The following is a 26,293-nucleotide window of genomic DNA, read 5'->3' on the forward strand; positions in this document are numbered from 1 at the left end:
ACGAGAGCGAGGCACGGTGGCAGGGCTCAACATCGCGGACTTCACCCCGGCCGGCATCCTGGCCGCCGAAGACCTGGGCAAGGTGCACCTGATCGGCGTGGGCGGTGTCGGCATGAGCGGCCTGGCCCGGCTGCTGCTGACCCGGGGGATCCCGACGTCCGGCAGCGAGCTGCGGGAGTGGCCGGCGCTGGCCGGTCTGCGTGCCCTGGGCGGCACCATCCACATGCAGCACGTGCCCGCAAACCTCGACGGGGTCGACACCGTGGTCTACTCGACGGCCATCCCGCAGGACCACCTCGAGCTCGAGGAGGCGCGCCGGCGCGGGCTGCGGATCATGCACCGCTCCGAGGCGCTGGCCGCGGCGATGACCGGGCGGCGCACGGTCGCGGTGGCCGGCACCCACGGCAAGACCACCACCACCTCGATGATCACGCTGATCCTCCAGCACGCCGGGTTCGACCCGTCGTTCGTGATCGGCGGCGAGATCTCCGAGGTCGGCTCCAACGCCCACCACGGCAGCGGCGACCTGTTCGTGGCCGAGGCCGACGAGAGCGACCGCTCCTTCCTGCTCTACCGGCCGTTCGTCTCGATCATCACCAACATCGACGCCGACCACCTCAACACCTACGGCGACCTGGCCGGGCTCGAGGCGGCCTTCCTGGAGTACGCCCGGCTGACCGACCCGGCCGGCTTCATCGTCACCTGCGCCGACAACGACGGCACCCGGCGGCTGGCCGAGACGCTGCGGGCCGAGGGGCGCACGGTGCTCACCTACGGCACCGCCGCCGACGCCGACCTGCGGCTGTCCGACATCTCCTCGTCGGTGCTCGGCGTGCGCTACCGGGCCGCCCTGCGCGGCCAGGACGCCGGCGAGATCCGGCTGCCGGTGCCCGGCGGGCACTTCGGGCTCAACAGCGCCGCCGCCGTGCTGGCCGCGGTCGAGCTGGGCGTGCCGCTGCGCGACACGGTGGAGGCGCTGGCCGTCTTCCCCGGCGTACGCCGCCGGTTCGAGCGCAAGGGCGTCGCCAACGGCGTCGTGGTCTACGACGAGTACGCGTACCACCCGGTCTCGGTCACCGCCGCCCTGGAGACGCTGCGCGAGGTGGCCTCCGGTGGCCGGCTCGTGGTGGTCTTCCAGCCCTACCGGGTCTACCGCACCCGCGACATGGAGGCCGAGCTGGCCGCCGCGCTCGGGCTGGCCGACGAGGCGATCATCCTGGAGGTCTTCGGCCCGGGTGAGACCCGCGGCCCGGGCGAGGGCGGCGTCGCGCTGACCGCGGCGATCGACCTGCCGGCCGCGCACAAGGTGTTCGTGCCCGACTGGGACGCGGTGCCGGCCGAGGTGGTCCGCCGGGCGCACCCCGGCGACCTGGTCGTGACGATGGGCGCACCGCCCAGCTCGCTGCTCGGCGACGAGCTGCTGGCCGCACTGACGGCGGCCGACCCGGCCGTGGGCGGTTCGGTGTCGCCGGTCGCCGGCTGATGACCGTCCGGCCCGGCGGCGGCGCGCCCGAGCGGCGCCGCTGGACCCTGGTCCGCGCCGGCAGCGACGCGATGCCCTCGTCGGTGCGCCGGTTCATGCGGCGGGCCCGGCGCCGGCGGCTGAGGGCGGCGCTGCCGTGGGCGGTCGGCGCCGGCAGCCTCGCCGTGCTCGGCCTGCTGGCCTGGGCGATCTTCGGCTCCAGCCTGCTCGGCGTCCGCGCGGTCACGGTCGACGGCGCCTCGCTGGTCAGCCCCGGCGAGGTGCGCGAGGCGGCGGCCGTCCGCACCGGCACGCCGCTGGCCGGGCTCGACCTCGACGCGGTCGCCGCCCGGGTCGGCGCGCTGCCGGCCGTGGAGAAGGCGACGGTCACCCGCGACTGGCCCGACGGGCTGAGCATCGTGGTGGTCGAACGCACCGCCGAGGCGGTCATCCCGCAGGGCAGGACGTTCCTGGTGGTCGACCGATTCGGAGTGGTGTTCCAGGAGCTCACCCGCCGGCCCGCACACCTGCCGCTGGTGCGCCTGGCCGACCCGCGCCACCATCCCGACGCCGCCAAGGGCGCGGTCGCCGTCATCGCCGCGCTGTCGCCGGCCACCCGGCGCCAGTTGGTCGACCTGAGCGTGGCCGGTCCGGCCCAGATCAGCCTGCGTTTGTCGGGTGGGCGCACCGTCGTCTGGGGCGACGCGAGCCGCAACGCCGACAAGGCGACGGTGACCACGGCGTTGCTTCAACGCGACGGAAAGACGATTGACGTCAGCGATCCCGAGGTCGTCACGATCCGCTGAAGAAATACCGCGTGGCGACACGCCGTAGCTGGTCCTTGGATCACGGTCGTGTCCCGCTTACGTTGCCCCAGAGGCCGAGCAGTTGACATAACTCTAAGCCTCTAGTAGAGGGTGAGGGTTTCCTCCCTTGCCCTTCGCGTAGCGGCGGCATGCCGCGTCCGGCCGCACACGGGAAGGGAAGGCACCCCACATGACACCTCCGCACAACTACCTGGCGGTCATCAAGGTCGTCGGCATCGGTGGCGGTGGCGTCAACGCCGTCAACCGGATGATCGAGGTCGGCCTCAAGGGCGTCGAGTTCATCGCCATCAACACCGACGCGCAGGCGCTGCTGATGAGCGACGCCGACGTCAAGCTCGACGTCGGCCGCGAGTTGACCCGGGGCCTCGGCGCCGGCGCCAACCCCGACGTCGGCAAGAGCGCGGCCGAAGACCACCGCGACGAGATCGAAGAGGTGCTCAAGGGCGCCGACATGGTGTTCGTGACCTGCGGCGAGGGCGGCGGCACCGGCACCGGCGGCGCGCCCGTCGTCGCCAACATCGCCCGCAAGCTCGGCGCGCTGACCATCGGCGTGGTGACCCGGCCCTTCTCCTTCGAGGGCAAGCGCCGCCAGGTGCAGGCCGAGTCCGGCATCGACGAGCTGCGTAACCAGTGCGACACGCTGATCGTGATTCCCAACGACCGGCTACTGGCGCTCGGTGACCGCGGCATCAGCATGATGGACGCGTTCCGCCAGGCCGACCAGGTGCTGCTCTCCGGTGTCCAGGGGATCACCGACCTGATCACCACGCCCGGCCTGATCAACCTCGACTTCGCCGACGTGAAGAGCGTGATGAGCGGCGCCGGCAGCGCGCTGATGGGCATCGGCAGCGCCCGCGGCGACAATCGCGCGGTCGAGGCCGCCGAGGCCGCCATCTCCAGCCCGCTGCTCGAGCAGAGCATGGACGGCGCGCGCGGCGTGCTGCTCTCCATCGCCGGCGGTTCCGACCTCGGCCTGTTCGAGATCAACGACGCGGCGCAGCTGGTCACCGACGCGGCCCACCCCGACGCCAACATCATCTTCGGTGCGGTCATCGACGACGCACTCGGCGACGAGGTGCGGGTCACCGTCATCGCGGCGGGCTTCGACGGCGGCACGCCCGCCTACAAGCCGGCCGAGCAGGTGCGCAAGGCCAGCCAGCCGCAGCCGGTGGTGACCAGCACGGTCACCGAGACCGTGTCGCCGCCGGTGACGCCCACCCAGCCGTCCCGCCGGGTGCTCTTCGACGACGTCGACGTGCCGGACTTTCTCAAGAACGGTTCCTAGGCCTTGAGCTGTGCCGTCCGGAGGACCAGGCACCGCCAGAGGCAGGGCACGGCTCCTAATAGCCTGTTCGGGTGAGTAGCGATGACACCCGGCGCGCCGAGTTGGCGGCCAACCTGGCGCGGGTCCGCGCCCGGATCGACGCCGCCCGCTCGGCCGCTGGGCGCACCGACGATGTCACCCTGGTCGCGGTCACCAAGACCTACCCGGCCAGCGACGTCGCGCTGCTCGCCGACCTCGGCGTCACCGACATCGGCGAGAACCGCGACCAGGAGGCGGCGCCCAAGGCCGCCGAGCTCGGCGACCGGGTCCGGTGGCACTTCGTGGGCCAACTCCAGCGCAACAAGGCCAGGTCTGTCACGGCGTACGCCGATGTGGTGCACTCCGTCGACAGCGTCCGGCTGGCCGCCGCTCTCGATCGGGGCGCCGCCGGGCACGACCGGGTCGTCGACGTGCTGATCCAGGTGAGCCTCGACCGCGACCCGGAGCGGGGCGGCGCGCTGCCGGGCGACGCCGACGCCGACCGCGGTCTCGACGCCACGGCGGCGGCGGTCGCCGGGGCCGAGGCGTTGCGGCTGGCCGGGCTGATGGCGGTCGCGCCGCTGGGTGAGCCGCCGGAGAAAGCGTTCTCCCGGCTGGCCGAGATCGCGGCGGCGTTCCATGTCGATCATCCGACAGCCACGGTCCTGTCGGCGGGAATGTCCGATGACCTGGAAAGCGCCGTTTCATACGGCGCGACACATGTGCGTATCGGTAGCGCGTTGCTCGGTAAGCGTCACTAGCTGGGGTAGCCTGGCGGCGGACACCAAACTACATCGGTGTTGTTTCCAAGCCGACCTTCGCAGCGCCGGGGGGCGTGCCGTCAACCGGGAGGATGACGGCGCAGGAGGGTCGGCCTGGAGCCGATGCATAGGCGGAGTCCACGCGCGTGACAGTGGCTCGAGCAGGGGGGCGCGTGCCACACGGCGGACGGAGGGGCGCGGCACATGGGAGCGTTGCGAAAGGCGGGCGTCTGGCTCGGGTTGGTCGAAGAGGAAGACGACGACCGGGGCTATGACGACGGCTACGAGAGCCGGTCCGGCGGAAGCCGGTCCGGTGATGCCGGCTACCGCGAATCACGCTACCGGTCCAGCCGGTACGCCGACGAGTTCGCCGATGACGAAGAAGAGGCCGACGACCTGCCGGCGGTGCCGCGGGCGCGGTCGACCCGGCACACCGACCGCGCGCCGAGCCGCCTGGAGGCGGCCGAGGCGGAGCTGGCCGAGACGCGCGACGCCCGTGAGTCCCGCGCCGAGCGCGCGCTCGAGCGGTCCAGCAGCGTGCGTTCGATCACCCGGTCGCCGGCTCCGGAGAGCCCGGGCCCGGTGAGTTACCCCACCCGCGACAACCTCGCCCTGGCACCCCAGGTGCAGTTGCGCGAACGCGCTGTAGTCGCCGACGACGAGCAGCGTTACCAGATCACGACGCTGCACCCGACCACTTATCGCGAGGCCCGCACCATCGGTGAGCATTTCCGGGACGGCGTTCCGGTGATCATCAACCTCACCGAAATGGATGAGTCTGATGCCCGCCGTCTGGTGGATTTTGCGGCGGGGTTGGCGTTCGGTCTGAGGGGTACCATCGAGCGCGTCACCAACCGGGTGTTCCTGCTTTCACCGGCCAACGTCCAGGTCACAGCCGAGGACAAGGCGAAGATCGCTGAAGGCGGTTTCTTCACCCTGCCATAGCCCTGAGCAGGGCAGAGTCGGCCAGACGGAGGGTCCTGCGAGTCGTGATGTCGATTCTGTTCCAGGTTCTCTACCTGCTGTTGTACTTCTTCCTGATCACTCTGCTCGCACGATTCGTATTGAGCGCGGTGCTTCAATACGGCCGTCGTTGGCAACCAAGGCGAGGTGCGGCCGCCGGACTCGAAGTGGTGTGGAGCGTCACCGATCCGCCCCTCAAGGCGTTGAGGCGTGTGATCCCACCACTGCGGATCGGTAACCTCAGCATCGACCTCGCCTCCCTTGTGCTCTTGGTTATTCTGTTCGTGCTGATGACGTTCGTGGTGGAGCCCTGGATCTGACACCGTGTCTGACCAGGAGCTACGCGGCCGCAACTGACCCGAGGAGTTTCGATGCCGCTTACCCCGGCCGACGTGCACAACGTCGCCTTCAAGAAACCCCCGATCGGCAAACGGGGGTACGACGAGGAGGAGGTCGACGCATTCCTCGATGAGGTCGAGCGCGAGCTCGCCCGGCTGATCGAGGAAAACAACGAGCTGCGCGCCCAGGTCGAGCGTGGCGGACCCCGAGGCGGCGCGCCAGCCGGCCCGGGTGCCGACCCGCGACTGGCGGCGGAGCTCAACGACCTCAAGGCCCAGCTCGACCGGATCCAGCGTGACAAGGCCGCCGCTGAGCAGGCCGCCCGCGCCATGCAGGGCGAGCTGGAGCAGATGCGCGCCCAGGGCGCCCCGGTTGTGGGTGGCGATGGCGAGCAGCAGGCCCTCCGGGTCCTGATGATGGCCCAGCGCACGGCGGACGACCACGTGTCCGACGCCCGGCGCGAGGCCGACAAGCTGCTCTCCGACGCGCGCACCAAGGCCGAAGAGGTCACTCGCGAGGCGCGGGCCAAGGCCGACGCGCTCGAGCGTGACGCGCGGCAGCGGCACCAAGAGGCCATGGGCGGTCTCGACGCCAAGCGCACCGCACTGCAGAAGCACATCGAAGAGCTCAAGCAGTTCGAGCGGGAATACCGCACCCGGCTCAAGGCCTACCTGGAGAGCCAGCTCCGCGACCTCGACGGTCGTGGGCAGGGGCTCGAGGCCGAGATGACCCGGACCGACGGCAATCGGTCTGTGGCGTCCGGCGCTCCTGGTCTGGCCACCGCCGGTCTCGCGGGTTCCTACGGCGGCGCGGGACGCTCCGGCTCCCTCGAAGCCGGCCGCTAGGGCTCTTCGAACCGACGACGGTTCCGTAAGCCCAACCGGGGGCGGGCATGCGTCCCCCGGACGGTGCCGTGTCTCCGGCGTTCCCGGGTCCCCCGGGCGCACGCCGGACCCACGACATCTATACAGAAAGCGGCGGGGGTGAGCCGTGATCGTTGCAAGTTTGGTGCTCATCCTCGGTGCTGTCACGCTGCTCGTGCTCGGACTCGCAGGTGGTTCGAGCGTGTTGCTGGTCCTGTCGATCGCGGCGAGCCTGCTCGCCGCCGTCGCGCTCGTCGTCGGCGCCCGCCAGGCCGCCGCCGCCCGCGCACAGGCCAGCTACACCGATGACGAGCGCTTTCCGCGTGCCGGCGACGAGGATGACGCGAGAGTGTTCCACCACCGCTCGACGGTCCGGGGCAACGAGCCCGGCCGCCGGCGGGCGACCGCATGGGGGGCAGACGAGACGTCTGTCGCGGTCGCGGATCCCGTCGCTCCACCGAGCGTGCCCAACCAGGGCACCTACCGGTCGGGCGATGGCACCGAATACGGTCGGCGCAGAGCGGCGACATCGACCGTCGACGAGCCGGGGGGCCTTGTCGACGACCGGACCGGTCACTACGACCGGGGTTTCGCCGATCTCCGCGCCGAGCCGGCGCCACCGGGATGGCCCGGCCAGCAGCAGCAGGTCCCGCCGCAGCAGGCCTACGCCCCACCCGGGCTTGACGACGACGATGACGATGACGACGACGAGGATCCACCGGACGAGCCGGCGGCCCAGTTCGTCTCGGCCGCGGACGCGGCCCGGGTCGCGCGGATGTCCGCGCCGGTCCTGGTGATCGACGGACGCCCGCGATACCACATCTCGGGGTGCGTCCACCTGCTCGGCCGCGAGAGCGAGCCGTTGCCGGTCAGCGAGGCGGCGGATCTCGGTTTTACGCCGTGCAGCCTCTGCGAGCCCGACAGCGCTCTGCTCGCGGGAGCGCGCCGGGTCTGACGAGTAGGCAGCTGAGAAGGGCACCCGCGTCGCGGGTGCCCTTCTTGGCACAATGAGGCATGGTCAGCAGGTCTGTCGTGCTAGCCGTCCGGGTCAAGCCCGGCGCTTCGCGTGCCCGGGTCGGGGGACGCCACGACGGTCCGCATGGGCCGGCCCTGGTCGTGGCGGTCACGGCGCGCGCGGTCGACGGCGCGGCCACCGAGGCGGCGCGCAGGGCGGTGGCGCAGGCGCTCGGCGTGCGTGCCAGCGCGGTGTCGCTGAAGACCGGCGCCGCCAGCCGCGACAAGCTCTTCACGGTCGACCTCCCCGACGGCGCGCCCGGCGACACGGCGCTCGGTCGGGTAGCGCAGCTCCGTCAGACGGAGACGTGACCGAGAATCTGAACCTCGCCCTTCTCCTCGGGGCGGGGGTGCTGCTCGTGGCGGTGGCCGCGGTGCGGCTCTCGACCCGGCTCGGCCTGCCCAGCCTCCTGGTCTACCTGGGCCTCGGCCTGCTGATCGGCGAGTCCGGGTTGGGCATCCAGTTCGAAGACGTGTCGCTGACCCGCACGCTCGGCTTCGCCGCCCTGATCGTGATCATCGCCGAGGGCGGCCTGACCGCGCGGTGGTCGACGCTGCGCCCGGTGCTCGGTGTCTCGCTGACCCTGGCCACGGTCGGCGTGGCGGTGAGCATCGCGGTGGTCGGGCTCGCCGTACACCTGCTGCTCGGTCTGGGTTGGCAGTTGTCCCTGCTCTACGGCGCGGTCGTCGCGTCGACCGACGCCGCGGCGGTGTTCGCGACGTTGCGCAAGCTCCGCCTGCCGGCGCGCCTGGTGGCCACCGTCGAGGCCGAGTCCGGCATGAACGACGCGCCGGTCGTGCTGGTCGTCGTGCTGCTGTCCACGGTCGGGCCGTTCGTGCACCCGTGGTGGTGGGAAGTCCTCGTGATCATCTACGAGCTGGTGGCCGGCGGGGCGATCGGTTTCGTGGTCGGTATCGGCGGCCGCTGGGTGCTCCGCCGCGCGGCACTGCCGTCCTCGGGCCTCTATCCCATCGCGGTGATCGGGCTGACCGTGCTCGCCTACGCGGCCGGGTCTGTCGCGCACGCCTCCGGCTTCCTGGCGGTATATGTGGCCGGCGTGGTGCTCGGCAACGCGCGGCTGCCGCACCGGCAGGCCATCCTGGGTTTCGCCGACGGCCTGGCCTGGCTCGCCCAGATCGGCCTGTTCGTGCTGCTCGGCCTGCTCGCCTCGCCCGGCCGCCTCGACAACGTGCTGGTCCCGGCGCTGGTCGTCGGTGTGGCGCTGGTCTTCTTCGCCCGGCCGCTGTCGGTGCTGGTGTCGGCGATCCCGTTCGGCGTGCCGCTGCGCGCCCAGGCGTTCCTGGCCTGGGCCGGCCTGCGCGGCGCGGTGCCGGTCGTGCTGGCGACCATCCCGCTGTCGGCCGGTTATCCCGGCGCGACCCGCCTGTTCGACGTGGTCTTCGTGCTCGTGCTGATCTTCACCGCGCTCCAGGCGACGACGATCGCGCCGGTCGCCCGCGCGCTGCGGGTGATGGCGCCGGGGGAGGCCGCCGAGCTGTCGGTGGAGACGGCGCCGCTGGAGCGGATGGGCGCCGACCTGCTCCAGTTGGAGGTGCCGCCGGGTTCGATGCTGGCCGGGGTGCACCTCGACGAGTTGCGGCTGCCGGTCGGTGCGTCGGTGACGCTGGTGCTCCGCGACGGCACCGGCATCGTGCCGGGCCCGGACTTCCGCCTGAAGGTCGGCGACAGCATGTTGATCGTGGCGACGGCGGCGGTCCGCGACGTGGCCGAGCGCCGCCTGCGCGCGGTGAGCCGCCGCGGACGATTGGCCCGCTGGTTTGCCGAGTACGGGGAGGAAAGGCGCTAACCATCGGTTAAGGTTCCTTTTGCCCCGATTACCGGCCAATCAGTGGCGGAACAGGCGGAATCGGTGCGGCATGTTGTCGGACGTCTTCACGTTCCGTATTCTTGCCAACCTCCGGAGTGCGCGGCGGCCCGCCGCGCGCCCGTTTTGCACGTGGGGGAACGTGATGGCCGACCGCGCGAGCATGACCCGGAAAGCACCGGCCGCAGCCGGCGCGCCGGGCGCGCGCGCCGCCGCGGCCAACGCCGACCCGACCCGCGACCGCACCCGCCGCCGCGCCGAAACCGGGCGTGCCGGGCGCGCCGCCGGTCCCGTCGAGAAGACCGCGACCACGTCCAACCGCAAGCCCAAGCGGGCTGGTGCGGCCACCAACGCGCGGCGCGCGGCCGGCGGCGAGCGCCGCAACAGGTCCGCCGCGACGGCGCCGGCCGAAACCGCGGCCAAGGTGGTCACCACGGCGCGGATCGAGCCCGAGTCCGGTTCGGCTCGGCGACCCGCCGCGGGCCGCAAGAACGTCGTGGCGGCGCAGGCCGGATCGGGGCGCAAGGCGGCCTCGACCGCCGCGGCCAAGAAGGCCGGCAGCGCCAAGCGGAGTTCGGCCAAGAAGGCCCCGCCGCCGGAGACCGAGACCGCGGTGGACGCGGCGGCGTCGAACGGCCGCAGGTCGGGCGCTCGCAAGACCACGGCGAAGGCCGGGTCGACCGCGGACGCCGGGACCGCGGCGGCGAAGGCGACTCCAGCCGAGGTCGAGCCGGCCGAGGGTGCGGCCAGGGGCGGGCGGGCTAAGAAGGCCGCGCCGGCAAAGGTCGCCCCTGGGAAGAAGGCCGCAGCTGCGAAGAAGGCGGCGAAGGCTGCTCCCGCGAAGAGCGCTGCCGAGGTTGCGCCTGCCAAGACTGCTGCCGAGGCTGCGCCTGTCAAGACTGCTGCTGCGACGAGCGCAGCCAAGGCTGCGCCTGCCAAGGCGAAGGCGGCTCCCGCGGCGAGCGCTGCCGAGGCTGCGCCTGCCAAGACCGCTCCGGCGAGGAGCGCAGCCAAGGCTGCGCCTCGCAAGGCTGCGGCGAAGGCTGCGCCTCGCAAGGCTGCGGCGAAGGCTGCGGCCGCGACGAGCGCTGCCGAGGCTGGGCCTGGCAAGGCTGCGGCGAAGGCTGCGGCCGCGACGAGCGCTGCCGAGGCTGGGCCTGGCAAGGCTGCGGCGAAGGCTGCGCGCGGGAAGAAGGCCGCGGCTGTGAAGAGCGCGGCGAAGGCTGCGCCCGCGAAGAGTGCTGCCGAGGCTGCGCCCGGCAAGACCGCGGCGAAAGCAACCGCCGCGAAGGCCGGGCCGCCTGCCAGGACCGCGACGAAGGCGGCCGCCGCGAAGGGCGCCGCCGTCCCCGCGAGTGCCGCTGAGGCCGCGCCCGCTGAGAGCGCCGCAGAGGGTGCGCCCGCGAACGGTGCACCCGCGAAGGGTGCGCCAGCCAAGGCGGGGGCGGCGAAGAAGGCGGCGCCGGGTAAGGCCGCTGCCAGGAAGGCCGCGCCTCCGAAGAAGGCGGCGGCGAAGGCCGCGCCAGCGCGGAAGGCGCCGGCCAAGAAGGCTGGCAGTCCCGTGGCCGGGACTGAATCGGCGACCGGGGCCGCCGTGAAGAGCAGCCGGCGGGGCTCCGCCTCGGCGGCGGCACGGAAGAAGGCCGCGCCAACGGCGGCGCCGGCGTCGGGGCGCCAGACCGGTCGAAAGCCGGCCGCCTCGAAGGCGGGGTCGTCGACCCGCGCCACCAGGTCGGAGGTGGGCGCGCCGGGCGCGCCGGCCGGAGCCGACACCTCGATCCAGACCGGGTCTGCCGACCCGGTCGCGTCGCGGAGGAAGCGTTCGTCCTCCGCGGCGGCAGCACAAACCGCCGCGGGGGCCGCGGCTGAGGGAGAAGCCATGGTGAAGCCAGCCGACACGAAGACCGCCGCCAGCAGGAAGGCGCCGAAGGGCACCCGGTCCGCCGCGGAGACGGAGAAGATCCGTGCGGCCCTCTCGTCACGGCGGGACGAACTGACGGTCGAGCACAGCCAGACGCTGACGGAGATCACCGTCTTGCAGCGCGACCGGTTCACCGACTCGGCGGGCGACGACCAGGCCGACACCGGCACCAAGACCTTCGAGCGCGAGCAGGAGATCTCCCTCGCCAACAGCATCCTCGACCGGATCAGCCAGGTCGAACGGGCGCTGGAACGCCTCGACGAGGGTGGGTACGGCTGGTGCGAGCGGTGCGGCAACCCCATCCCGGTGGAGCGGCTGGCCGCCTTCCCCTCGGCGACCCTCTGCGTCACCTGCAAGCAGTTGGAGGAGCGCCGGTAGCCGCGGCGCGCGGGCGTTCGCGTAGAGTTGCCCGGCCGGGCCGTGTGGAACAACGGCCCGACCGGGCACTGCCTTAGCTGGCACCCGGCGAGACCAGCCGACGAGGAAGCAGGCCGAGCTGAACGCCGCCGAAGAGGGACAGATGACCGCGACCACGCCTGCGGACGAAACCCCGGCGCCGCCCACGCGTGCCCGGGCCACGGCGGTCTGGATCCTGGTCGGCGTCGCCGCCTTCATCATCCTGCTCGACCAGATCACCAAGCACTTCGCCCTCGAAGAGCTCACGGGGCGCGGCCCGGTCCGGATCCTCGGCGGTGCGGTCTACCTCAGCCTGATCCGCAACGGCGGCGCCGCGTTCAGCCTGGCCAGCGGCCACACCTGGATCTTCCCGCTGGTCGCCCTCGGGGTGGTCGGCTGGATCACCTGGATGGCGTTCAAGCTGCGGTCGATGCCCTGGGCGATAGCCCTCGGCCTGGTCGCGGGCGGCGCGCTGGGCAACGTCGTCGACCGCCTCTTCCGGGCGCCGGGCCCGTTCCAGGGCCACGTGGTCGACATGATCAGCCTGTTCGCGCCCTACGGTGAGAAGTTCGCCGTCTTCAACATCGCCGACAGCGCGCTGACCTGCGGTGTCGTGCTCGCGATCATCCTGGAGTTCACCGGCCGCCAGCGCGACGGCTCGCGCGTACCCCTGCGCAAGGCGAAGGCCGGCGACAAGTGACCTCCCGCGCCCTGCCCGTTCCCGACGGGCTCGACGGGATGCGCCTCGACCAGGCCATCTCCCGGCTGTTCGGGCTGTCCCGCACGGCCGCCGCCGCGATCGTCGAGGCCGGTGACGCGGTCGTCGACGGCACGCCGCGGCCCAAGTCCGACAAGGTCGCCGCCGGCGCCTGGCTCGAGGTGCGGCTGCCCGAGCCGCAGGCACCGACCGACGTGGTCGTTCCGCAGGCGGTTCCGGGGCTCCTCGTCGTCTACGCCGACGACGACATCGTGGTGGTCGACAAGCCGGTCGGCGTGGCCGCGCACCCGAGCCCGGGCTGGACCGGGCCGACCGTGGTCGCCGGCCTGGCCGCGATCGGCCACCGGATCTCCACCAGTGGCGCCGCCGAGCGGCAGGGTGTGGTGCACCGCCTCGACGTCGGCACCAGCGGACTGATGGTGGTGGCGAAGAGCGAGCGCGCCTACACGGCGCTGAAGCGGGCGTTCAAGGTACGCGAGGTCGACAAGCGCTACAGCGCCGTCGTGCAGGGCCACCTCGATCCCCTCCGCGGGACCATCGACGCACCGATCGACCGGCACCCGCACCACGACTACCGCTGGGCGGTGGTCTCCGGCGGCAAGCCGAGCGTCACCCACTACGACACGGTCGAGGCGTTCCCGTCGGCGAGCCTGGTCGACGTGCGCCTGGAGACCGGCCGTACCCACCAGATTCGCGTGCATTTCTCGGCTCTGCGGCACCCCTGCGTGGGCGACCTGACCTACGGCGCCGACCCGACGCTCTCCGCCCGCATCGGGCTCGCCCGCCAGTGGCTGCACGCCCGCGCGCTGTCGTTCGTCCACCCTGGCACGGGCGACGAGGTGCTCTTCGAGAGCGGCTACCCTGACGACCTGCAGCACGCGCTGGACATCCTGCGCGACTGAGATCGCGGGGGATCGCGGGGGAGGGTGATCGTGCGCGTCGACGGCCTGCTCCGCAAACTCGACGAAACGCTCGTGCCGCCGCTGGGTCGCCTGCTCGACCGGTTGCGCCGCCCGACCGGCCACACCGGCCTGGTCACCGCGGTGGCGCTGGCGTCGGCCACCGCCGTGATGGTGACCGCGGTCTGGGTCGCCGAGCGGCCGAAGGAGACGCCGACCGACACCGAGGTGGTCCGGGTCGGTGTGCCCGACGGCGAGTCGGTGCCGACCTACCTCGCCGAGTCCCGCCGCGAACTCGACGCGCTGTCCGCGAAGGCGTCCGGCGACGGCCCGCCGTACGCCCTGGTTATGTTCTCCGCCTATCTCGCTCCCGACCGGCTGCCCACCGTGCTGGGCGGCGCGCCGGTCGCCGAGGTGTTCACCCGGGTGCCACTGCCCGGCATGCAGACCCAGATCGCCCGGATGCCGGTGCACCAGGTGCCCGACGACGTGGTCGCCGGCATGCTGCTGTTCGCCGAGCGCAAGGAGCGCGAGGCGCACGACTACCAGGAGCGCGCCGCCGAGGTCACCGGCACCAGGGACGAAGAGCGACTGCGTCCCGTGTACGAGACAGCCGCGCAGGTGGCGATCGCCGAGGCGACGGCCTACCGTACGCATTGCTCATGTGTCTACGCGGCGGTCCTGCGCGCGGGGGCGCCCGACCTGAAACGGCTGGCCGCCCGCCCCGGCGTGCGCGCGGTCGACCCGGCGCCGGAGGTGCGCGCACTGGACCGGGCGGTGTTCCTGCCGCCGCTGCCGGAACCACACCCCGCCGCCGACCCGGCCGGCGCCGGTCCGACGCCGACCGCGCGGCCGCCGGAACCGACACCGTCGGCGGCACCGCCCGAGCCCGGTCCGCCGTCGCCGGAGCCCGGCGCTCCGACCGGCGAGCCCGCGACCGCCGCGCCGACGGAGGCCGCGCCGACGGTTTCACCAGAGCCGGGGTAATCGTGGAGTGGCCCACATCCGGTGACCGGTCCGGCACGTTGGACCAGTCTGACGGTGTGCCATGTGCACAGTGGGGATATGCGTGCTGGTGTGGGCCGCATAGGGTTGCGTCGTAGCCGGATCTGTCGAGCGGGAGTACGCGTCGGGAGGGCGAGGCGTGGAGGGCACCGAAACCGGATGGGGTCGACCGGCTGAGCCGGCCCCACGGTGGCGAGCACTCCTCGACCGCGCGCTGCTCGGCGGCCGCACCGGTGAGAACAGCGAAGTCCGGGAAGCCAGAGTTGCCGCGCCGCGGGCGCCGGCGGAGCGTCAGGAGCAGCCGATCGCGCCGGTCAACGGGTTCCAGGGCCGCGCGGTCGCGCCGGTTGCCTACCCGCCGGAGCGGCGCTACCCGCCCGCGGAGGAGACCTTCCCGCCGCCGGTGCCGGAGCCCTTCGCGCCGCCGGTGCCGGAGAGCTTCGTGCCTCCGCCCGCGCCGCCGCCTGCCCCGGAGCCCTACGAGCCCGGCGCCTACCGCTCCGGCGCCTACTACGGCGGCGAGCGCGAGCCCGACTACGCCTACGGGTCGGGTGCGGGTGCCGGCTACGGCGACGACCGCTACACCGGCGACAACTTCGACGGCGGCGACTACGCCGAGAGCTACGCCGGCGGCGGTTACAACGGCTTCGCCCGCGCCGAGCCGCGGCTGGTCGAGCCGCCGCCGGTCGCCGCGCCGCCCGACCCGGGCGGCCTGGAGTGGCGCGCGCCGGCCGCTGCCAACCTCGAGGTCGAGCGCGCCGTCGGGGTGCTGCGCCGCGAGCTCGGCGGCTCGCGGGTGGTGGCGTTCGCCAACCCCAAGGGCGGCGTGCACAAGACCACCGCGACCGTGCTGGCCGCCGCGACCGTCGGCAGCGTCCGCGGGCAGGGCGTGCTGGCCTGGGACGACAACGAGCTGCGGGGCACCCTCGGGCTGCGCGCCGGCAGCGCCCGGCACGCCCGCACGATCAGGCACCTGATCGCCGACCTGGCCGAGGTCGAGTCGCAACACGGGTACGCGCTGACCGAGGCGCTCGACGCCTACCTGCGGCACGCCTCCGACGGCACCTACGACGTGCTGGCCGGCGAGGAGAGCCCGCGGTTCGCGCAGCGGCTCGACCAATACACGGTCCGCCGGGTGCTCGAGTTGCTCCGCCGCACCCACGACGTGATCTGCGTCGACACCGGCAACAACGTGGAGAGCGCCAACTGGCAGACCGTCCTGCAGGCGGCCGACCAGTTGGTGATCACCACGGTGCCGCGCGAAGACGCCGCGTTCACCGCCGACTGGATGCTCGACCTGCTCTACGACGTCGGCATGGGCGACCTGGCCACCAACGCGGTGACGCTGCTGTCCTGCCCGACGCCGGGCAAGTCGCCGCTGCTCGACGACTTCGCGGCCCACTTCGCGACCCGCACCCGCGCGGTCGCCGTGGTGCCCTACGACCCGGCCCTCGAGGCGGGCTCGTCGATCGAATACCAGCAGCTCCAGCCGGAGACCAGAGACGCCTGGCTCAAGGCGGCCAGCATCATGCTGGAGCCCTTCGCCCGCTGACCCCCGTGATCGCCGCGTGCCATGGTGCCCGCGCCCACGACGCCGGGCATCGACCGGACCCGGGCCTGCGACTCTGGCCGGCGAGGCCGAATGGCTTTCGTCCTAGGATGTTTTGGGGGGTGTGTGCCGCGGGCCTGGCAAGCGCAGCGAAGCGGAGCGATCCCCGGCGGGAGCGACGGTCTGCACCACCGCGGGCCCGGGAACATCATATGAATTTGATCTTCAACTCACCCCCGGGCCTGATGCCGACTGTCGTACCGCGCGACTAGGGTGGTCGCGGCGCTTGAGTTAAGGGGGTCCGGGTGTCCGATTCCTTCGTGCATCTGCACGTGCACACGGAATACTCGATGCTCGACGGTGCCGCCCGGCTCAAGGAGCTGTTCGCCGAGGCCAACCGGTTGGGCATGCCGGCGCTGGCGATGACCGACCACGGCAATATGTACGGCGCCTACGACTTCTTCAAGCAGGCCACCGGCGCGGGGATCAAGCCGGTCATCGGGGTCGAGTCCTACGTCACGCCCAACACGGCGCGGCAGGACCGGGTCCGGGTGCGCTGGGCCGACGGCGGCGAGAACGACGTCTCCGGTGGTGGTGCCTACACCCACATGACCATGCTGGCCGCCGACGCCGACGGGTTGCGCAACCTCTTCCGGATGCAGTCGCGGTCGTCGCTGGAGGGCTACTACTTCAAGCCGCGCGCCGACCGTGAGCTGCTGCACGAGCACGGCAAGGGGATCATCGCGACCACCGGGTGCCCGTCCGGCGAGGTGCAGACCTGGCTGCGGATCGGCGACTTCGAGAAGGCGTGCGCGTCGGCGGCCGAGTTCGCCGACATCTTCGGCAAGGACAACTTCTACCTCGAGCTGATGGACCACGGGCTCGACATCGAGACCCGCGTCCGGCAAGACCTGCTGCGCCTGGGCAAGCGGCTCGGGCTCAAGCCGGTGGCCACCAACGACCTGCACTACACCTACGCGAAAGACGCCGACGCGCACGAGGTCCTGCTCTGCGTGCAGTCGGGGTCCACGATGGCCGATCCCAAGCGCTTCAAGTTCGACGCGCGCGACTTCTACCTGAAGTCGGCCGACGAGATGCGGGCGGTGTGGGAGGCCGAGGTGCCCGGCGCCTGCGCCAACACGCTGGAGATCGCCGAGAAGATCGGCGACTACTCGTCGGTGTTCGCGCACCGCAAGCTGATGCCCTCGTTCCCGGTGCCCGATGGCTACACCGAAGAGTCGTGGCTGCGCGCCGAGGTGCACCGCGGGCTGCGCGAGCGGTTCCCCAACGGCGTCCCCGACGACCGGCTGCGGCAGGCCGACTACGAGCTCGACGTCATCTGCAAGATGGGCTTCCCGGGCTACTTCCTGGTCACCGCCGACCTCTGCGAATATGCCCGCAAGGAGAAGATCCGGGTCGGCCCCGGGCGTGGTTCGGCCGCCGGCGCGCTGATCGCCTACGCGCTGAAGATCACCGAGCTCGACCCGATGGACCACGGCCTGCTGTTCGAGCGGTTCCTCAACCCCGACCGCATCTCGATGCCCGACATCGACATGGACTTCGACGAGCGCCGGCGCGGCGACATGATCCGCTACGCCACCGAGCGCTGGGGCGAGGAGCGGGTCGCCCAGATCGTCACCTACGGCAAGATCAAGGCGAAGGCGGCGATCAAGGACGCGGCCCGGGTGCTCGGCTACCCGTTCGCGGTCGGCGACAAGATCACCAAGGCGATGCCGCCGCCGGTGATGGGCAAGGACATCCCGCTCTCCGGCATCTTCGACCCGTCGCACAACCGCTACGCCGAGGCCGCCGAGTTCCGCACGCTCTACGAGACCGACCCCGACACCAAGAAGGTCGTCGACACCGCCAAGGGCATCGAGGGCCTGATCCGCCAGCCCGGCGTGCACGCGGCCGGCGTGATCCTGTCCGGCGAGCCGCTGATGGACGTGCTGCCGATCTGGCGGCGCGACAACGACGGCGCGATCATCACGCAGTGGGACATGGGCGCCTGCGAGTCCATCGGCCTGCTCAAGATGGACTTCCTGGGCCTGCGCAACCTGACCATCATGGACGACTGCCTCGACGGCATCGCCGACAACCGCGGAGAGACGGTCGTCCTGGAGAAGCTGCCGCTGGCCGACAAGCCGACCTACGAGCTGCTGGCCCGCGGCGACACGCTCGGCGTCTTCCAGCTCGACGGCGGCCCGATGCGCTCGCTGCTGCGCTCGATGATCCCCGACAACTTCGAAGACATCTCCGCGGTGCTCGCGCTCTACCGCCCCGGCCCGATGGGCGCCAACGCCCACAACGAATACGCCGACCGCAAGAACGGCCGCAAGCCGGTCGTGCCGATCCACCCCGAGCTGGCCGACGCGCTCGAAGACATCCTGGGCGACACCTACGGGTTGATCGTCTACCAGGAGCAGGTCATGGCGATCGCGCAGCAGCTCGCCGGCTACACGCTCGGCGCCGCCGACCTGCTCCGCCGGGCGATGGGCAAGAAGAAGAAGGAGATCCTCGACAAGGAGTACGTGCCCTTCTCCGAGGGCATGCGCGCCAACGGCTACTCCGACGCGGCGATCAAGACGCTGTGGGACATCCTGGTCCCGTTCTCCGACTACGCCTTCAACAAGGCACACACCGCGGGGTACGGGCTGGTCTCCTTCTGGACCGCCTACCTCAAGGCCAACTACCCGGCCGAATACATGGCGGCGCTGCTCACCTCGGTCGGCGACGACAAGGACAAGGCCGCCGTCTACCTGGCCGAGTGCCGCCGGATGGGCATCAAGGTCCTGCCGCCCGACGTCAACGAGTCGGTGGCCCGCTTCGGCGCCGTCGGCACCGACATCCGGTTCGGCATGGCCGCGGTCCGCAACGTGGGCGTCAACGTCGTCGAGGCGATCGTGCGGGCCCGCAAGCAACACGGCGCCTACACCGACTTCTACGACTTCCTCCGCAAGGTCGACGCGGTGGCCTGCAACAAGCGCACCATCGAGTCCCTGATCAAGGCCGGCGCGTTCGACTCGCTCGGCCACAGCCGCAAGGGCCTCCTGGCGATCCACGCCGACGCGATCGACGCGTTCATGGGCGTCAAGAAGAACGAGGCGGTCGGGCAATACGACCTGTTCGGCTCGGCCTTCGGCGACGCCGCCGAACCGTCGATGATCGTGTCGCCGCCGATCCCCGACGGCGAGTGGGACAAGCCCGACAAGCTGTCGTTCGAGCGGGAGATGCTCGGGCTCTACGTCTCCGACCATCCGCTGTCCGGGCTCGACCGCGCGCTGTCGGCGGCGGCCGACACCCCGATCGCGTCGCTGGCCGAGGAAGGCGCGGTCGCCGACGGCGCGGTGGTCACGCTGGCCGGCATCCTGACCGGTGTGCAGCGCCGGATCACCAAGCAGGGGCGGCCGTGGGCGTCGGCCTCGATCGAAGACATGACCAGCGGCGTCGAGGTGCTGTTCTTCCCCAACACCTACGAGCTGGTCGGGCAATACATCGCGGAAGACGCGATCGTCGTGGTCAAGGGCCGCGTCGACCGCCGCGACGACCAGGCCCGCATCATGGCGATGGACATGTCCATCCCCGACATCTCCACGGCCGGCGCCGACGGCAACCAGCCGGTCGTGATGAACATCGCGACCAACCGCGTCACACCGCCGTTGGTCGAGCGGCTTCGCGAGATCCTCAACACCCACCCCGGGCCGTCCGAGGTGCACGTCCGGCTGGTCAACGGCTCCAAGGCGACCGTGTTGCGGTTGAGCCCGCTGCGGGTGGCGCCCACGACGGCGTTGATGGCTGATCTCAAAGCCTTGCTGGGGCCGTCCGCGGTCGAACTGGCTCGGTGACGATCGGTCCGGCCTCGTCGGCAACTCTTGGTCGTCGCTGGTTGCGGTTGAGGTCCTAGTCACCGGGCGCGGCTTGCCGTCACGGGCCGCGGGACACAACCCATTGGCCGGTGTTCGCGGTGGAATTCGTGCTGGGGATCGTCCCGGTCGGGCTGGGAAGATGCCGCCATGACGGTCATCACGAAAGATCATGCTTTGCGGGTCATCCGGCGCGCTTTCGGACCTGATTTCGCCGACTCGATCGCGGGGCGGCTGCCCGATCGCATCAACCTCGACGACCCGGGGGATACCCGGGTGCTGGCCGATCTCGGCGTCACCCGCGACAGCCTGCTGGACGCCCTTGGCGGTGAGTTGTAGGCGCTTCCGGCAGCAGCTCGCCCGGGGGCGCCGAGGCCAAGCATTGGCCGGGACGCCAACTGGCTCGTCATCTCCGGCGATGTCCGGGCAGCGTTTGGCTGCTGGGCACAGGCGGGTCGGGAGCACCGGTTTATCGAAGGGGACACCGCGGGGACGCGAACGGCCGGGGAGCCGGCGTCAGGGTCGATGCGGTGGTCTCGTGATCGAGGTCATCGTCCGCGGGCGGTGGTGGTGGGGCTGGTGGGATTGGCGGCTGGGTGGCTTGATCGATTGTGGCGGGGTGCGGTAGGCGATGGGCGGGTTCGCCTGAGAGGATCGGGCGGTGACCGCCGCCAGCCCTGAACCGAACGACGGGACGTGGGCGGCGCCCGCCGCGTCCGGTGCCAGCCCCGCCGCCGGGGATGGGACGCGGCCGCCGGCGGACGCGGCGCCACCGACCTCTGGCCCTGTGACGCCTGGCTCGGAAGAGGGGCAACCGGCTGGCCCACCCGCCTTCGCCGCGGCGGGCTACCACCCGGGTGGCGCAGAGGCCTCGAGCTACGGCGGCGCCGCCGCTGGCGCGGTGGTGCCGGGAGAGACCTCCGCTGTCGGAGGGCCGTGGAGTGCGCCGGTCGGGTGGCGGCCGCAGGCCCCCGCCGAGCCGCGGATTCCGACCAAGCGGCGGTTTGGCGCCGCCGTCCTGACCGCCGCCGTCGTTGCCGTCGTCGGGGCGCCGCTGGGGTGGCTCTGGTCAGTGGTCGCGCCGGGTGTGCCGATCATCAAGACCGACGACGGGGCCGTGTTCGCGACGCCCAGTCCGGAGCAGTTCATCGCCTCCGACGGGTGGTTCACGATCCTGCTGTTCGGGCTCGGTCTGGTCTCCGCGCTGGTCACCTGGGTCTGGTTCAAGCGCTACCGCGGCCCCTGGACGCTCGCCGGCCTTCTCGTCGGCACCGTCGGCGCCAGCATTCTCGCCTGGGAGATCGGGCGGCGGATCGGGCTCGACGCCTTCCACGACGCGGTCGCGAAGGCGCAGTCCGGCGATCTGATCGTCCGGCCGCCGGACCTGCGGGCCGGCGGGTTCACCAAGCTCTGGGACGTCATCCCGTTCGTGCACGGCGACCTGCTGATGGCCACCTTCGGCGCGGTGATCGTCTATACGTTGCTCGCCGGCTGGTCGCGGACCCCGAGCCTGCGCCCGGAGCCGGAGCCCCAACCCCAGCCCGCGGTCAACCCCTTCTACGAGCTGCACGGCCCGACCCCGCCCCCGGCCACGCAGGCCGGGCCGGGGGAGTCCGCGAGCTAGTTGGGGCTGGCCGGCACGGCCAGCTCGCGCAGCGGCACCGGCACGGCCCGGACCTGGCGCAGCAGCGCCGCCTCCCGGCTCAGCAACCGCAACTCCGCACCGAGCCGCCCGGCCGTGTCGTCCGTCGCGAGCAGCCGTTGGCGATCTTCCAGGGTCAACGCCGCCGTCGCCGCCACCAGGTGGGACAGGACCGTCGGGTCCTCCGGTAGCTGCTCGGTCAGTTCCTGCTCGTCGTCGCGGATCAGCGTCAGGTATTGCCGGAACACCGCCAGCACCCGCGGGGCCAGCAGGTCGGCCAGCTCCTCCTGGCCCGGCGGCTCGGGGAGCCACTCGACCTCGGCGACCAGGTAGGGCTCCGACGTCCGGTCGATCGACACGACCCGGAACCGCCGCCGGCCCACCGTCACGATGTCGTAGCGGCCGTCGGGCAGCTCGGTCACCTGCCGCAGCTCGGCCGTGCAGCCGACCTCGTGCATGGCCACGTCGGCCGGGGAGGCCTGCGGCACCGACGGCGGTGACACCGGCGTCGAGGGGACCGGGCCCAGCCGCGGCGGCGTCGACGGGAACGGGCCCGGCGCCGGTGTGGTGGGCAGTGTTTCGGAGTCCTGCCGGATCGCGACCACCCCGAACTCGCGCGGATCACCGTCGGGCCGGCTCAGCAGATGCTTGACCAGATCGCGGTAGCGCTCCTCGAAGATGTGCAACGGCAGCACGAGGCCTGGAAAAAGCACCGTTCCGAGGGGGAAAACGGGCAGCCGCGACGTCACCGCCCGAGCCTAGCGCCTGACCGGGCACCCGTACCCGAACCGTGCGAACGGCGCCGGAATCCCGGTTGCTGGGACGCCTAGACTTTGCAGGGTGTTGAACCGGATCGACCTGCGCGGAGTCGACACCGACCCGCGGGGTCTCTTGCCCCGTGCCCGGCTCGACGTGTCGCAGGCCGTCGAGACCATCCGCCCGCTCGTCGAGGCGGTGCGCGAGCATGGGTTCACCGCGGTCCGCGATGCCACCGCGCGGTTCGACGGCGTCGAGATCGACGAGCTCCGCGTCCCGGCCGAGACGATCAAGGCGGCCGAGCACAGCCTCGACCCCGACGTGCGCGCCGCGCTGCTGGAGGCGATCGCCCGCGCCCGCCGGGTGCACGAGGATCAACGACGCCAGGACACCACCACCCAGGTCGTACGCGGTGGCACGGTCACCGAACGCTGGGTCCCGGTCGAGCGGGTCGGCCTCTACGTGCCCGGCGGCCTGGCCATGTACCCGTCGACCGTGGTCATGAACGTGGTGCCCGCCCAGGTCGCCGGCGTCGGCGCCCTGGTCGTGGTCAGCCCGCCGCAGAAGGACAACGACGGCCTGCCCGACCAGCGGGTCCTGGCCGCCTGCGCGCTGCTCGGCGTCGACGAGGTCTACGCGGTCGGCGGAGCGCAGGCGATCGCGCTGCTCGGCCACGGCAGCACCACCAACGCCGAGGGCACCGGCTACTGCCGCCCCGTCGACATCATCACCGGCCCCGGCAACGTCTGGGTCACCGCCGCCAAGCGCCTGCTGCGCAGCGGGGGCACGGTCGGCATCGACGCCGAGGCCGGCCCCACCGAGATCGCCGTCCTGGCCGACGACACCGCCGACCCCGGCCACGTCGCCGCCGACCTGATCAGCCAGGCCGAGCACGACCCGCTGGCGGCCAGCGTGCTGGTCACCACCTCCACCGCGCTGGCCGACGCGGTCGACGCCGAGCTGACGACGCGGGTCGCGAAGACCAAGCACACCGAGCGGATCACCACCGCGCTGTCCGGCGAGCAGTCCGGCACCGTGCTGGTCGACGACCTGGAGCAGGGGCTGCGGGTGGTCGACGCCTACGCCGCCGAACACCTGGAGATCCAGACCAGAGACCCCCGAAACATCGCCATGCGGGTACGCAACGCCGGCGCGATCTTCGTCGGCCCCTACGCGCCGGTCTCGCTGGGCGACTACTGCGCCGGCTCCAACCACGTGCTGCCGACCGGCGGCTGCGCGCGGCACTCGAGCGGCCTGTCGGTGCAGTCGTTCCTGCGCGGCATCCACATCGTCGAATACGACGAGCCGGCCCTGCGCGAGGCCGCGCCGCACGTGGTCACGCTGGCCACCGTGGAGGACCTGCCGGCGCACGGCGAGGCGGTCACGGCGAGGTTCCCGGCATGACCCACCTCGACGACCTCCCGCTGCGGGCCGACCTGCGCGGGTTGACCCCTTACGGAGCACCGCAGCTCGACGTGCCGGTGCGGCTCAACACCAACGAGAACTCCTACTCCGTACCCGATGATGTGGTCGAAGCCATCGGCAAGGCGTTGCAGGACGAGTTGCGTGACCTCAACCGCTACCCCGACCGCGACGCGGTGGCGCTGCGCTCCGACCTCGCCGCCTATCTGGGGCACGGGCTGACCGCCGCCAACGTGTGGGCGGCCAACGGGTCCAACGAGATCCAGCAGCAGCTTCTGCAGGCGTTCGCCGGCCCGGGGCGCACCGCGCTCGGCTTCACGCCCGCCTACTCGATGCACCCGCTGCTCGCGGTCGGCACCGGCACCGCGTGGGTCGACGGCCACCGCGGCGCCGACTTCACGCTGATCGCCGCCGACGCCGTCGCCCAGGTTCGGGCGCACGCGCCGGATCTGGTCTTCCTCTGTTCACCCAACAATCCGACGGGTACGGCCCTGCCGCCCGACGTGGTGACCGCGGTGCTCGGCGTGGCGCCGGGCATGGTCGTGGTCGACGAGGCCTACGCCGAGTTCGCCCGGCCCGGCACGCCGAGCGCGCTGACCGTGCTGCCCGGCCACCCGCGGCTCGTGGTGACCCGCACGATGAGCAAGGCGTTCGGCTTCGCCGGCGGCCGGCTCGGCTATCTCGCCGCCGACCCGGCCGTGGTCGACGCCGTGCAACTGGTCCGCCTGCCCTACCACCTGAGCGCGCTGACCCAGGCCGCCGCCCGCGCCGCCGTCGCGCACCGCGACAGCCTGCTGGTCACCGTCGAGGCGATCAAGCGGGAGCGCGACCGGATCGTCGACACCCTGCGCGCCCGCGGCGTGACCGTGGCCGACAGCGACGCCAACTTCGTGCTCTTCGAGGTGGGCGGCGACCAGAAGGCGGTCTGGCGCGCACTGCTCGACCGCGGCGTGCTGATCCGCGACGTCGGCCTGCCCGGCTGGCTGCGGGTCACCGCCGGCACCACCGCCGAGACCGACGCCTTCCTCGCCGCCATGGAGGACCTGTGAGCAACCGCGTTGCCCGTGTGGAACGCACGACCAACGAGACCAAGGTCAGTGTCGAGATCGACCTCGACGGGACCGGTCGGGCCGAGATCTCGACCGGCGTCGGCTTCTACGACCACATGCTCAACCAGATCGCCCGGCACGGCGGCTTCGACCTGACCGTGCAGACCGTCGGCGACCTGGAGATCGACGCGCACCACACGATGGAAGACACCGCCATCGCCCTGGGTACGGCGTTCGCCGAGGCGCTGGGCGACAAGGCCGGCATCCGCCGTTACGGCAGCGCCACCGTGCCGATGGACGAGGTGCTGGTGCGGGCCGCGGTCGACCTGTCCGGGCGGGCCTACGTGGTGCACGACGAGCCGCCGCTGGCGCCCTACATCGGTCCGGTCTACCCGACCAGCATGACCCGGCACATCTTCGAGTCGTTCGGCCTCGCGGCCCGGGTCACCCTGCACGTCGACGTGCTCCGGGCGGCCCGGCCGGGCGGCCACCCCGATGCCCACCACGTGGTCGAGGCCCAGTTCAAGGCGGTCAGCCGGGCCCTGCGCGAGGCCGTGGCGATCGACCCGCGCGCGGGCGGCGCCGTGCCGTCGACGAAGGGCGCCCTGTGAACGCCGTCGTACCCATCCTGCTGCTCGCGCTGGCCGGCATCCTGTCCGGCGGGGCGTTCTCGTTGCGCAAGCAGGGCGCGTCGCGCGGCGCCGTCGGGTTCGTCGGCCTGCTCGGCGTGCTCGCGCTCGCGGGCGGCATCCTCTGGCTGGTGCCGTCGTGACCGCGCGGTCGGTGGTGGTGCTCGACTACGGCTCGGGCAACCTGCGCTCGGCGCAGCGCGCGCTGGAACGGGTCGGTGCCGACGTCACGGTCACGCCCGACCTGACCGCGGCCGCCGCGGCCGACGGCCTGGTGGTGCCGGGCGTCGGTGCCTACGCGGCCTGCATGGCCGGCATCGAAGCCCTGCCCGGCGAGGCCGGCCGGGTGATCGCGGAGCGGGTCGCGGCCGGCCGTCCGGTGCTCGGCATCTGCGTCGGCATGCAGGTGCTGTTCGAGGCCGGCGAGGAGCACGGCGTGGTGACCAAGGGGCTGGGCCTGCTGCCCGGCTCGGTCACCCGGCTCGCCGCCCGGCGGGTGCCGCACATGGGCTGGAACACGGTCCGCCCGCCGGCCGGTTCGGTGCTGTTCGCCGGGCTGCCCGCGGACACGCGGTTCTACTTCGTCCACTCGTACGCCGCCCACGAGCCCATCGACGGCGCCACCGTCTGCACCCACGACGCGCCGTTCGTGGCCGCGGTCGAGCGCGGCGCCCTGTCGGCGACGCAGTTCCACCCGGAGAAGTCCGGTGACGCGGGCGCCACCCTGCTCGGCAACTGGCTGGCCACCCTTGGCTAAGGAACGCGCCCTGCGCCGCGCCGCCCGCGAGGCCGAGGCGGCCAAGCTGCGTGCCAAGCGGGCCCGGGTCGCCGCCCGCCGGCAGCGTCGCCGGGCGGTCGTCGCGCGGCTGACGCCCAGACAGCGCCGCACCGGCCGGCTGTTCGCCCGCCGCAGCCGGGGCGAGCGCGCCGGCATCGTGGTCATCACGATCGTGCTGCTCGCGCTGGTCTGGTTCCTGGTCGACGACCCGGGCCTGAAGATCGTGCTGACCCTGCTGATCGTGCTCTGCCTGCCCGCCCTGGTCGTCGTCGCCCTCGGCCGCCGCACCTAGTCATCATCTGAGGAGA

At 72.2% G+C, this 26,293-nt stretch carries 25 protein-coding genes and 1 pseudogene; 24 read left to right on the top strand and 2 right to left on the bottom strand.

Going from position 1 to position 26,293, the window contains the following annotated elements; genetic code table 11:
• The first annotated feature begins 16 nt into the window (after positions 1-16).
• The 10 genes and pseudogenes from murC (at position 17) to AB0J74_RS00160 (ending at position 9,340) form a co-directional block, all read left to right on the top strand.
• Positions 17-1,483, top strand: a complete 1,467-nt coding sequence (murC, locus tag AB0J74_RS00115; protein WP_363442457.1) for a UDP-N-acetylmuramate--L-alanine ligase — start codon at positions 17-19, stop codon at positions 1,481-1,483.
• Positions 1,483-2,268: an FtsQ-type POTRA domain-containing protein gene (locus tag AB0J74_RS00120; RefSeq protein WP_363442460.1), complete on the top strand. Its 786-nt coding sequence runs from the start codon at positions 1,483-1,485 to the stop codon at positions 2,266-2,268. Before murC ends, AB0J74_RS00120 begins: the two co-directional genes overlap by 1 nt.
• 190 nt (positions 2,269-2,458) lie before the next feature.
• Entirely contained in the window at positions 2,459-3,574 is a 1,116-nt protein-coding gene (ftsZ, locus tag AB0J74_RS00125; protein ID WP_363442463.1) for a cell division protein FtsZ, read from the top strand.
• Between the two features lie 71 nt (positions 3,575-3,645).
• Entirely contained in the window at positions 3,646-4,353 is a 708-nt protein-coding gene (locus AB0J74_RS00130; RefSeq protein WP_363442466.1) for a YggS family pyridoxal phosphate-dependent enzyme, read from the top strand.
• 204 nt (positions 4,354-4,557) lie between these two features.
• Positions 4,558-5,298 (top strand): cell division protein SepF, encoded by a 741-nt coding sequence (gene sepF / locus AB0J74_RS00135; RefSeq protein WP_363442469.1) that lies wholly within the window; start codon positions 4,558-4,560, stop codon positions 5,296-5,298.
• A gap of 44 nt (positions 5,299-5,342) precedes the next feature.
• Complete coding sequence (locus AB0J74_RS00140) at positions 5,343-5,636, top strand: YggT family protein (protein ID WP_363442472.1); 294 nt, start codon at positions 5,343-5,345, stop codon at positions 5,634-5,636.
• Between the two features lie 51 nt (positions 5,637-5,687).
• On the top strand, positions 5,688-6,500 hold the full coding sequence (locus AB0J74_RS00145; protein WP_116074811.1) for a DivIVA domain-containing protein: 813 nt from the start codon (positions 5,688-5,690) through the stop codon (positions 6,498-6,500).
• Positions 6,501-7,239: 739 nt separating this feature from the next.
• Positions 7,240-7,473: pseudogene (locus tag AB0J74_RS00150) on the top strand (hypothetical protein); the annotation flags it as partial.
• Positions 7,474-7,532: 59 nt separating this feature from the next.
• The gene (locus AB0J74_RS00155) at positions 7,533-7,844 is read left to right on the top strand and encodes a DUF167 domain-containing protein (protein WP_363442474.1); all 312 of its coding nucleotides are present in this window, start codon (positions 7,533-7,535) and stop codon (positions 7,842-7,844) included.
• Positions 7,841-9,340, top strand: a complete 1,500-nt coding sequence (locus tag AB0J74_RS00160) for a potassium/proton antiporter (RefSeq protein ID WP_363442477.1) — start codon at positions 7,841-7,843, stop codon at positions 9,338-9,340. Before AB0J74_RS00155 ends, AB0J74_RS00160 begins: the two co-directional genes overlap by 4 nt.
• A 39-nt stretch (positions 9,341-9,379) precedes the next feature.
• On the opposite strand, the gene AB0J74_RS00165 is transcribed toward AB0J74_RS00160, so the two are convergent.
• Positions 9,380-11,257 (bottom strand): hypothetical protein, encoded by a 1,878-nt coding sequence (locus AB0J74_RS00165; protein WP_363442479.1) that lies wholly within the window; start codon positions 11,255-11,257, stop codon positions 9,380-9,382.
• On the opposite strand from AB0J74_RS00165, the gene AB0J74_RS00170 reads away from it, so the two are divergent.
• From AB0J74_RS00170 to AB0J74_RS00205, 8 genes are all read left to right on the top strand, one after another.
• On the top strand, positions 11,238-11,657 hold the full coding sequence (locus AB0J74_RS00170; RefSeq protein WP_363442482.1) for a TraR/DksA C4-type zinc finger protein: 420 nt from the start codon (positions 11,238-11,240) through the stop codon (positions 11,655-11,657). The genes AB0J74_RS00165 and AB0J74_RS00170 overlap by 20 nt on opposite strands.
• A gap of 142 nt (positions 11,658-11,799) precedes the next feature.
• On the top strand, positions 11,800-12,375 hold the full coding sequence (gene lspA, locus AB0J74_RS00175; protein ID WP_363442485.1) for a signal peptidase II: 576 nt from the start codon (positions 11,800-11,802) through the stop codon (positions 12,373-12,375).
• A gap of 38 nt (positions 12,376-12,413) precedes the next feature.
• Positions 12,414-13,295: an RluA family pseudouridine synthase gene (locus tag AB0J74_RS00180; RefSeq protein ID WP_363443983.1), complete on the top strand. Its 882-nt coding sequence runs from the start codon at positions 12,414-12,416 to the stop codon at positions 13,293-13,295.
• Between the two features lie 30 nt (positions 13,296-13,325).
• Positions 13,326-14,279 carry a hypothetical protein gene (locus AB0J74_RS00185; RefSeq protein WP_363442488.1) on the top strand — a complete coding sequence of 318 codons (954 nt, stop codon included), beginning with the start codon at positions 13,326-13,328 and terminating at the stop codon, positions 14,277-14,279.
• 157 nt (positions 14,280-14,436) lie between these two features.
• A complete protein-coding gene (locus AB0J74_RS00190) occupies positions 14,437-15,849 on the top strand; it encodes an AAA family ATPase (RefSeq protein ID WP_363442491.1) in 1,413 nt (470 codons plus the stop codon).
• 302 nt (positions 15,850-16,151) lie between these two features.
• Positions 16,152-19,691 (top strand): DNA polymerase III subunit alpha, encoded by a 3,540-nt coding sequence (dnaE, locus tag AB0J74_RS00195; protein ID WP_363442494.1) that lies wholly within the window; start codon positions 16,152-16,154, stop codon positions 19,689-19,691.
• A 168-nt stretch (positions 19,692-19,859) separates the two neighbouring features.
• A complete protein-coding gene (locus tag AB0J74_RS00200; protein WP_363442497.1) occupies positions 19,860-20,048 on the top strand; it encodes a hypothetical protein in 189 nt (62 codons plus the stop codon).
• Positions 20,049-20,496: 448 nt separating this feature from the next.
• Positions 20,497-21,333: a DUF2567 domain-containing protein gene (locus AB0J74_RS00205; protein ID WP_363442500.1), complete on the top strand. Its 837-nt coding sequence runs from the start codon at positions 20,497-20,499 to the stop codon at positions 21,331-21,333.
• On the opposite strand, the gene AB0J74_RS00210 is transcribed toward AB0J74_RS00205, so the two are convergent.
• Complete coding sequence (locus AB0J74_RS00210; protein ID WP_363442503.1) at positions 21,330-22,100, bottom strand: LON peptidase substrate-binding domain-containing protein; 771 nt, start codon at positions 22,098-22,100, stop codon at positions 21,330-21,332. The two genes, AB0J74_RS00205 and AB0J74_RS00210, sit on opposite strands and share 4 nt — an antisense overlap.
• Positions 22,101-22,191: 91 nt before the next feature.
• Between AB0J74_RS00210 and hisD the strand changes: the two genes are divergently transcribed.
• The 6 genes from hisD to AB0J74_RS00240 are packed head-to-tail and all read left to right on the top strand — an operon-like array spanning position 22,192 to position 26,277.
• The gene (gene hisD / locus AB0J74_RS00215; RefSeq protein ID WP_363442506.1) at positions 22,192-23,511 is read left to right on the top strand and encodes a histidinol dehydrogenase; all 1,320 of its coding nucleotides are present in this window, start codon (positions 22,192-22,194) and stop codon (positions 23,509-23,511) included.
• Positions 23,508-24,578 (top strand): histidinol-phosphate transaminase, encoded by a 1,071-nt coding sequence (locus tag AB0J74_RS00220; protein WP_363442509.1) that lies wholly within the window; start codon positions 23,508-23,510, stop codon positions 24,576-24,578. Before hisD ends, AB0J74_RS00220 begins: the two co-directional genes overlap by 4 nt.
• Positions 24,575-25,189, top strand: coding sequence for an imidazoleglycerol-phosphate dehydratase HisB (gene hisB / locus AB0J74_RS00225; RefSeq protein ID WP_363442512.1), 615 nt, complete (start codon positions 24,575-24,577; stop codon positions 25,187-25,189). Before AB0J74_RS00220 ends, hisB begins: the two co-directional genes overlap by 4 nt.
• Entirely contained in the window at positions 25,186-25,350 is a 165-nt protein-coding gene (locus AB0J74_RS00230; RefSeq protein WP_363442515.1) for a hypothetical protein, read from the top strand. Before hisB ends, AB0J74_RS00230 begins: the two co-directional genes overlap by 4 nt.
• On the top strand, positions 25,347-25,964 hold the full coding sequence (gene hisH, locus AB0J74_RS00235) for an imidazole glycerol phosphate synthase subunit HisH (RefSeq protein WP_363442518.1): 618 nt from the start codon (positions 25,347-25,349) through the stop codon (positions 25,962-25,964). Before AB0J74_RS00230 ends, hisH begins: the two co-directional genes overlap by 4 nt.
• On the top strand, positions 25,957-26,277 hold the full coding sequence (locus tag AB0J74_RS00240) for a hypothetical protein (RefSeq protein ID WP_363442521.1): 321 nt from the start codon (positions 25,957-25,959) through the stop codon (positions 26,275-26,277). The genes hisH and AB0J74_RS00240 overlap by 8 nt, the downstream gene beginning before the upstream one ends.
• Positions 26,278-26,293 lie beyond the last annotated feature (16 nt).

Origin of the sequence: Asanoa sp. NPDC049573 (assembly GCF_040676615.1) — a bacterium.
In the GTDB taxonomy this organism is placed as follows: domain Bacteria; phylum Actinomycetota; class Actinomycetes; order Mycobacteriales; family Micromonosporaceae; genus Asanoa.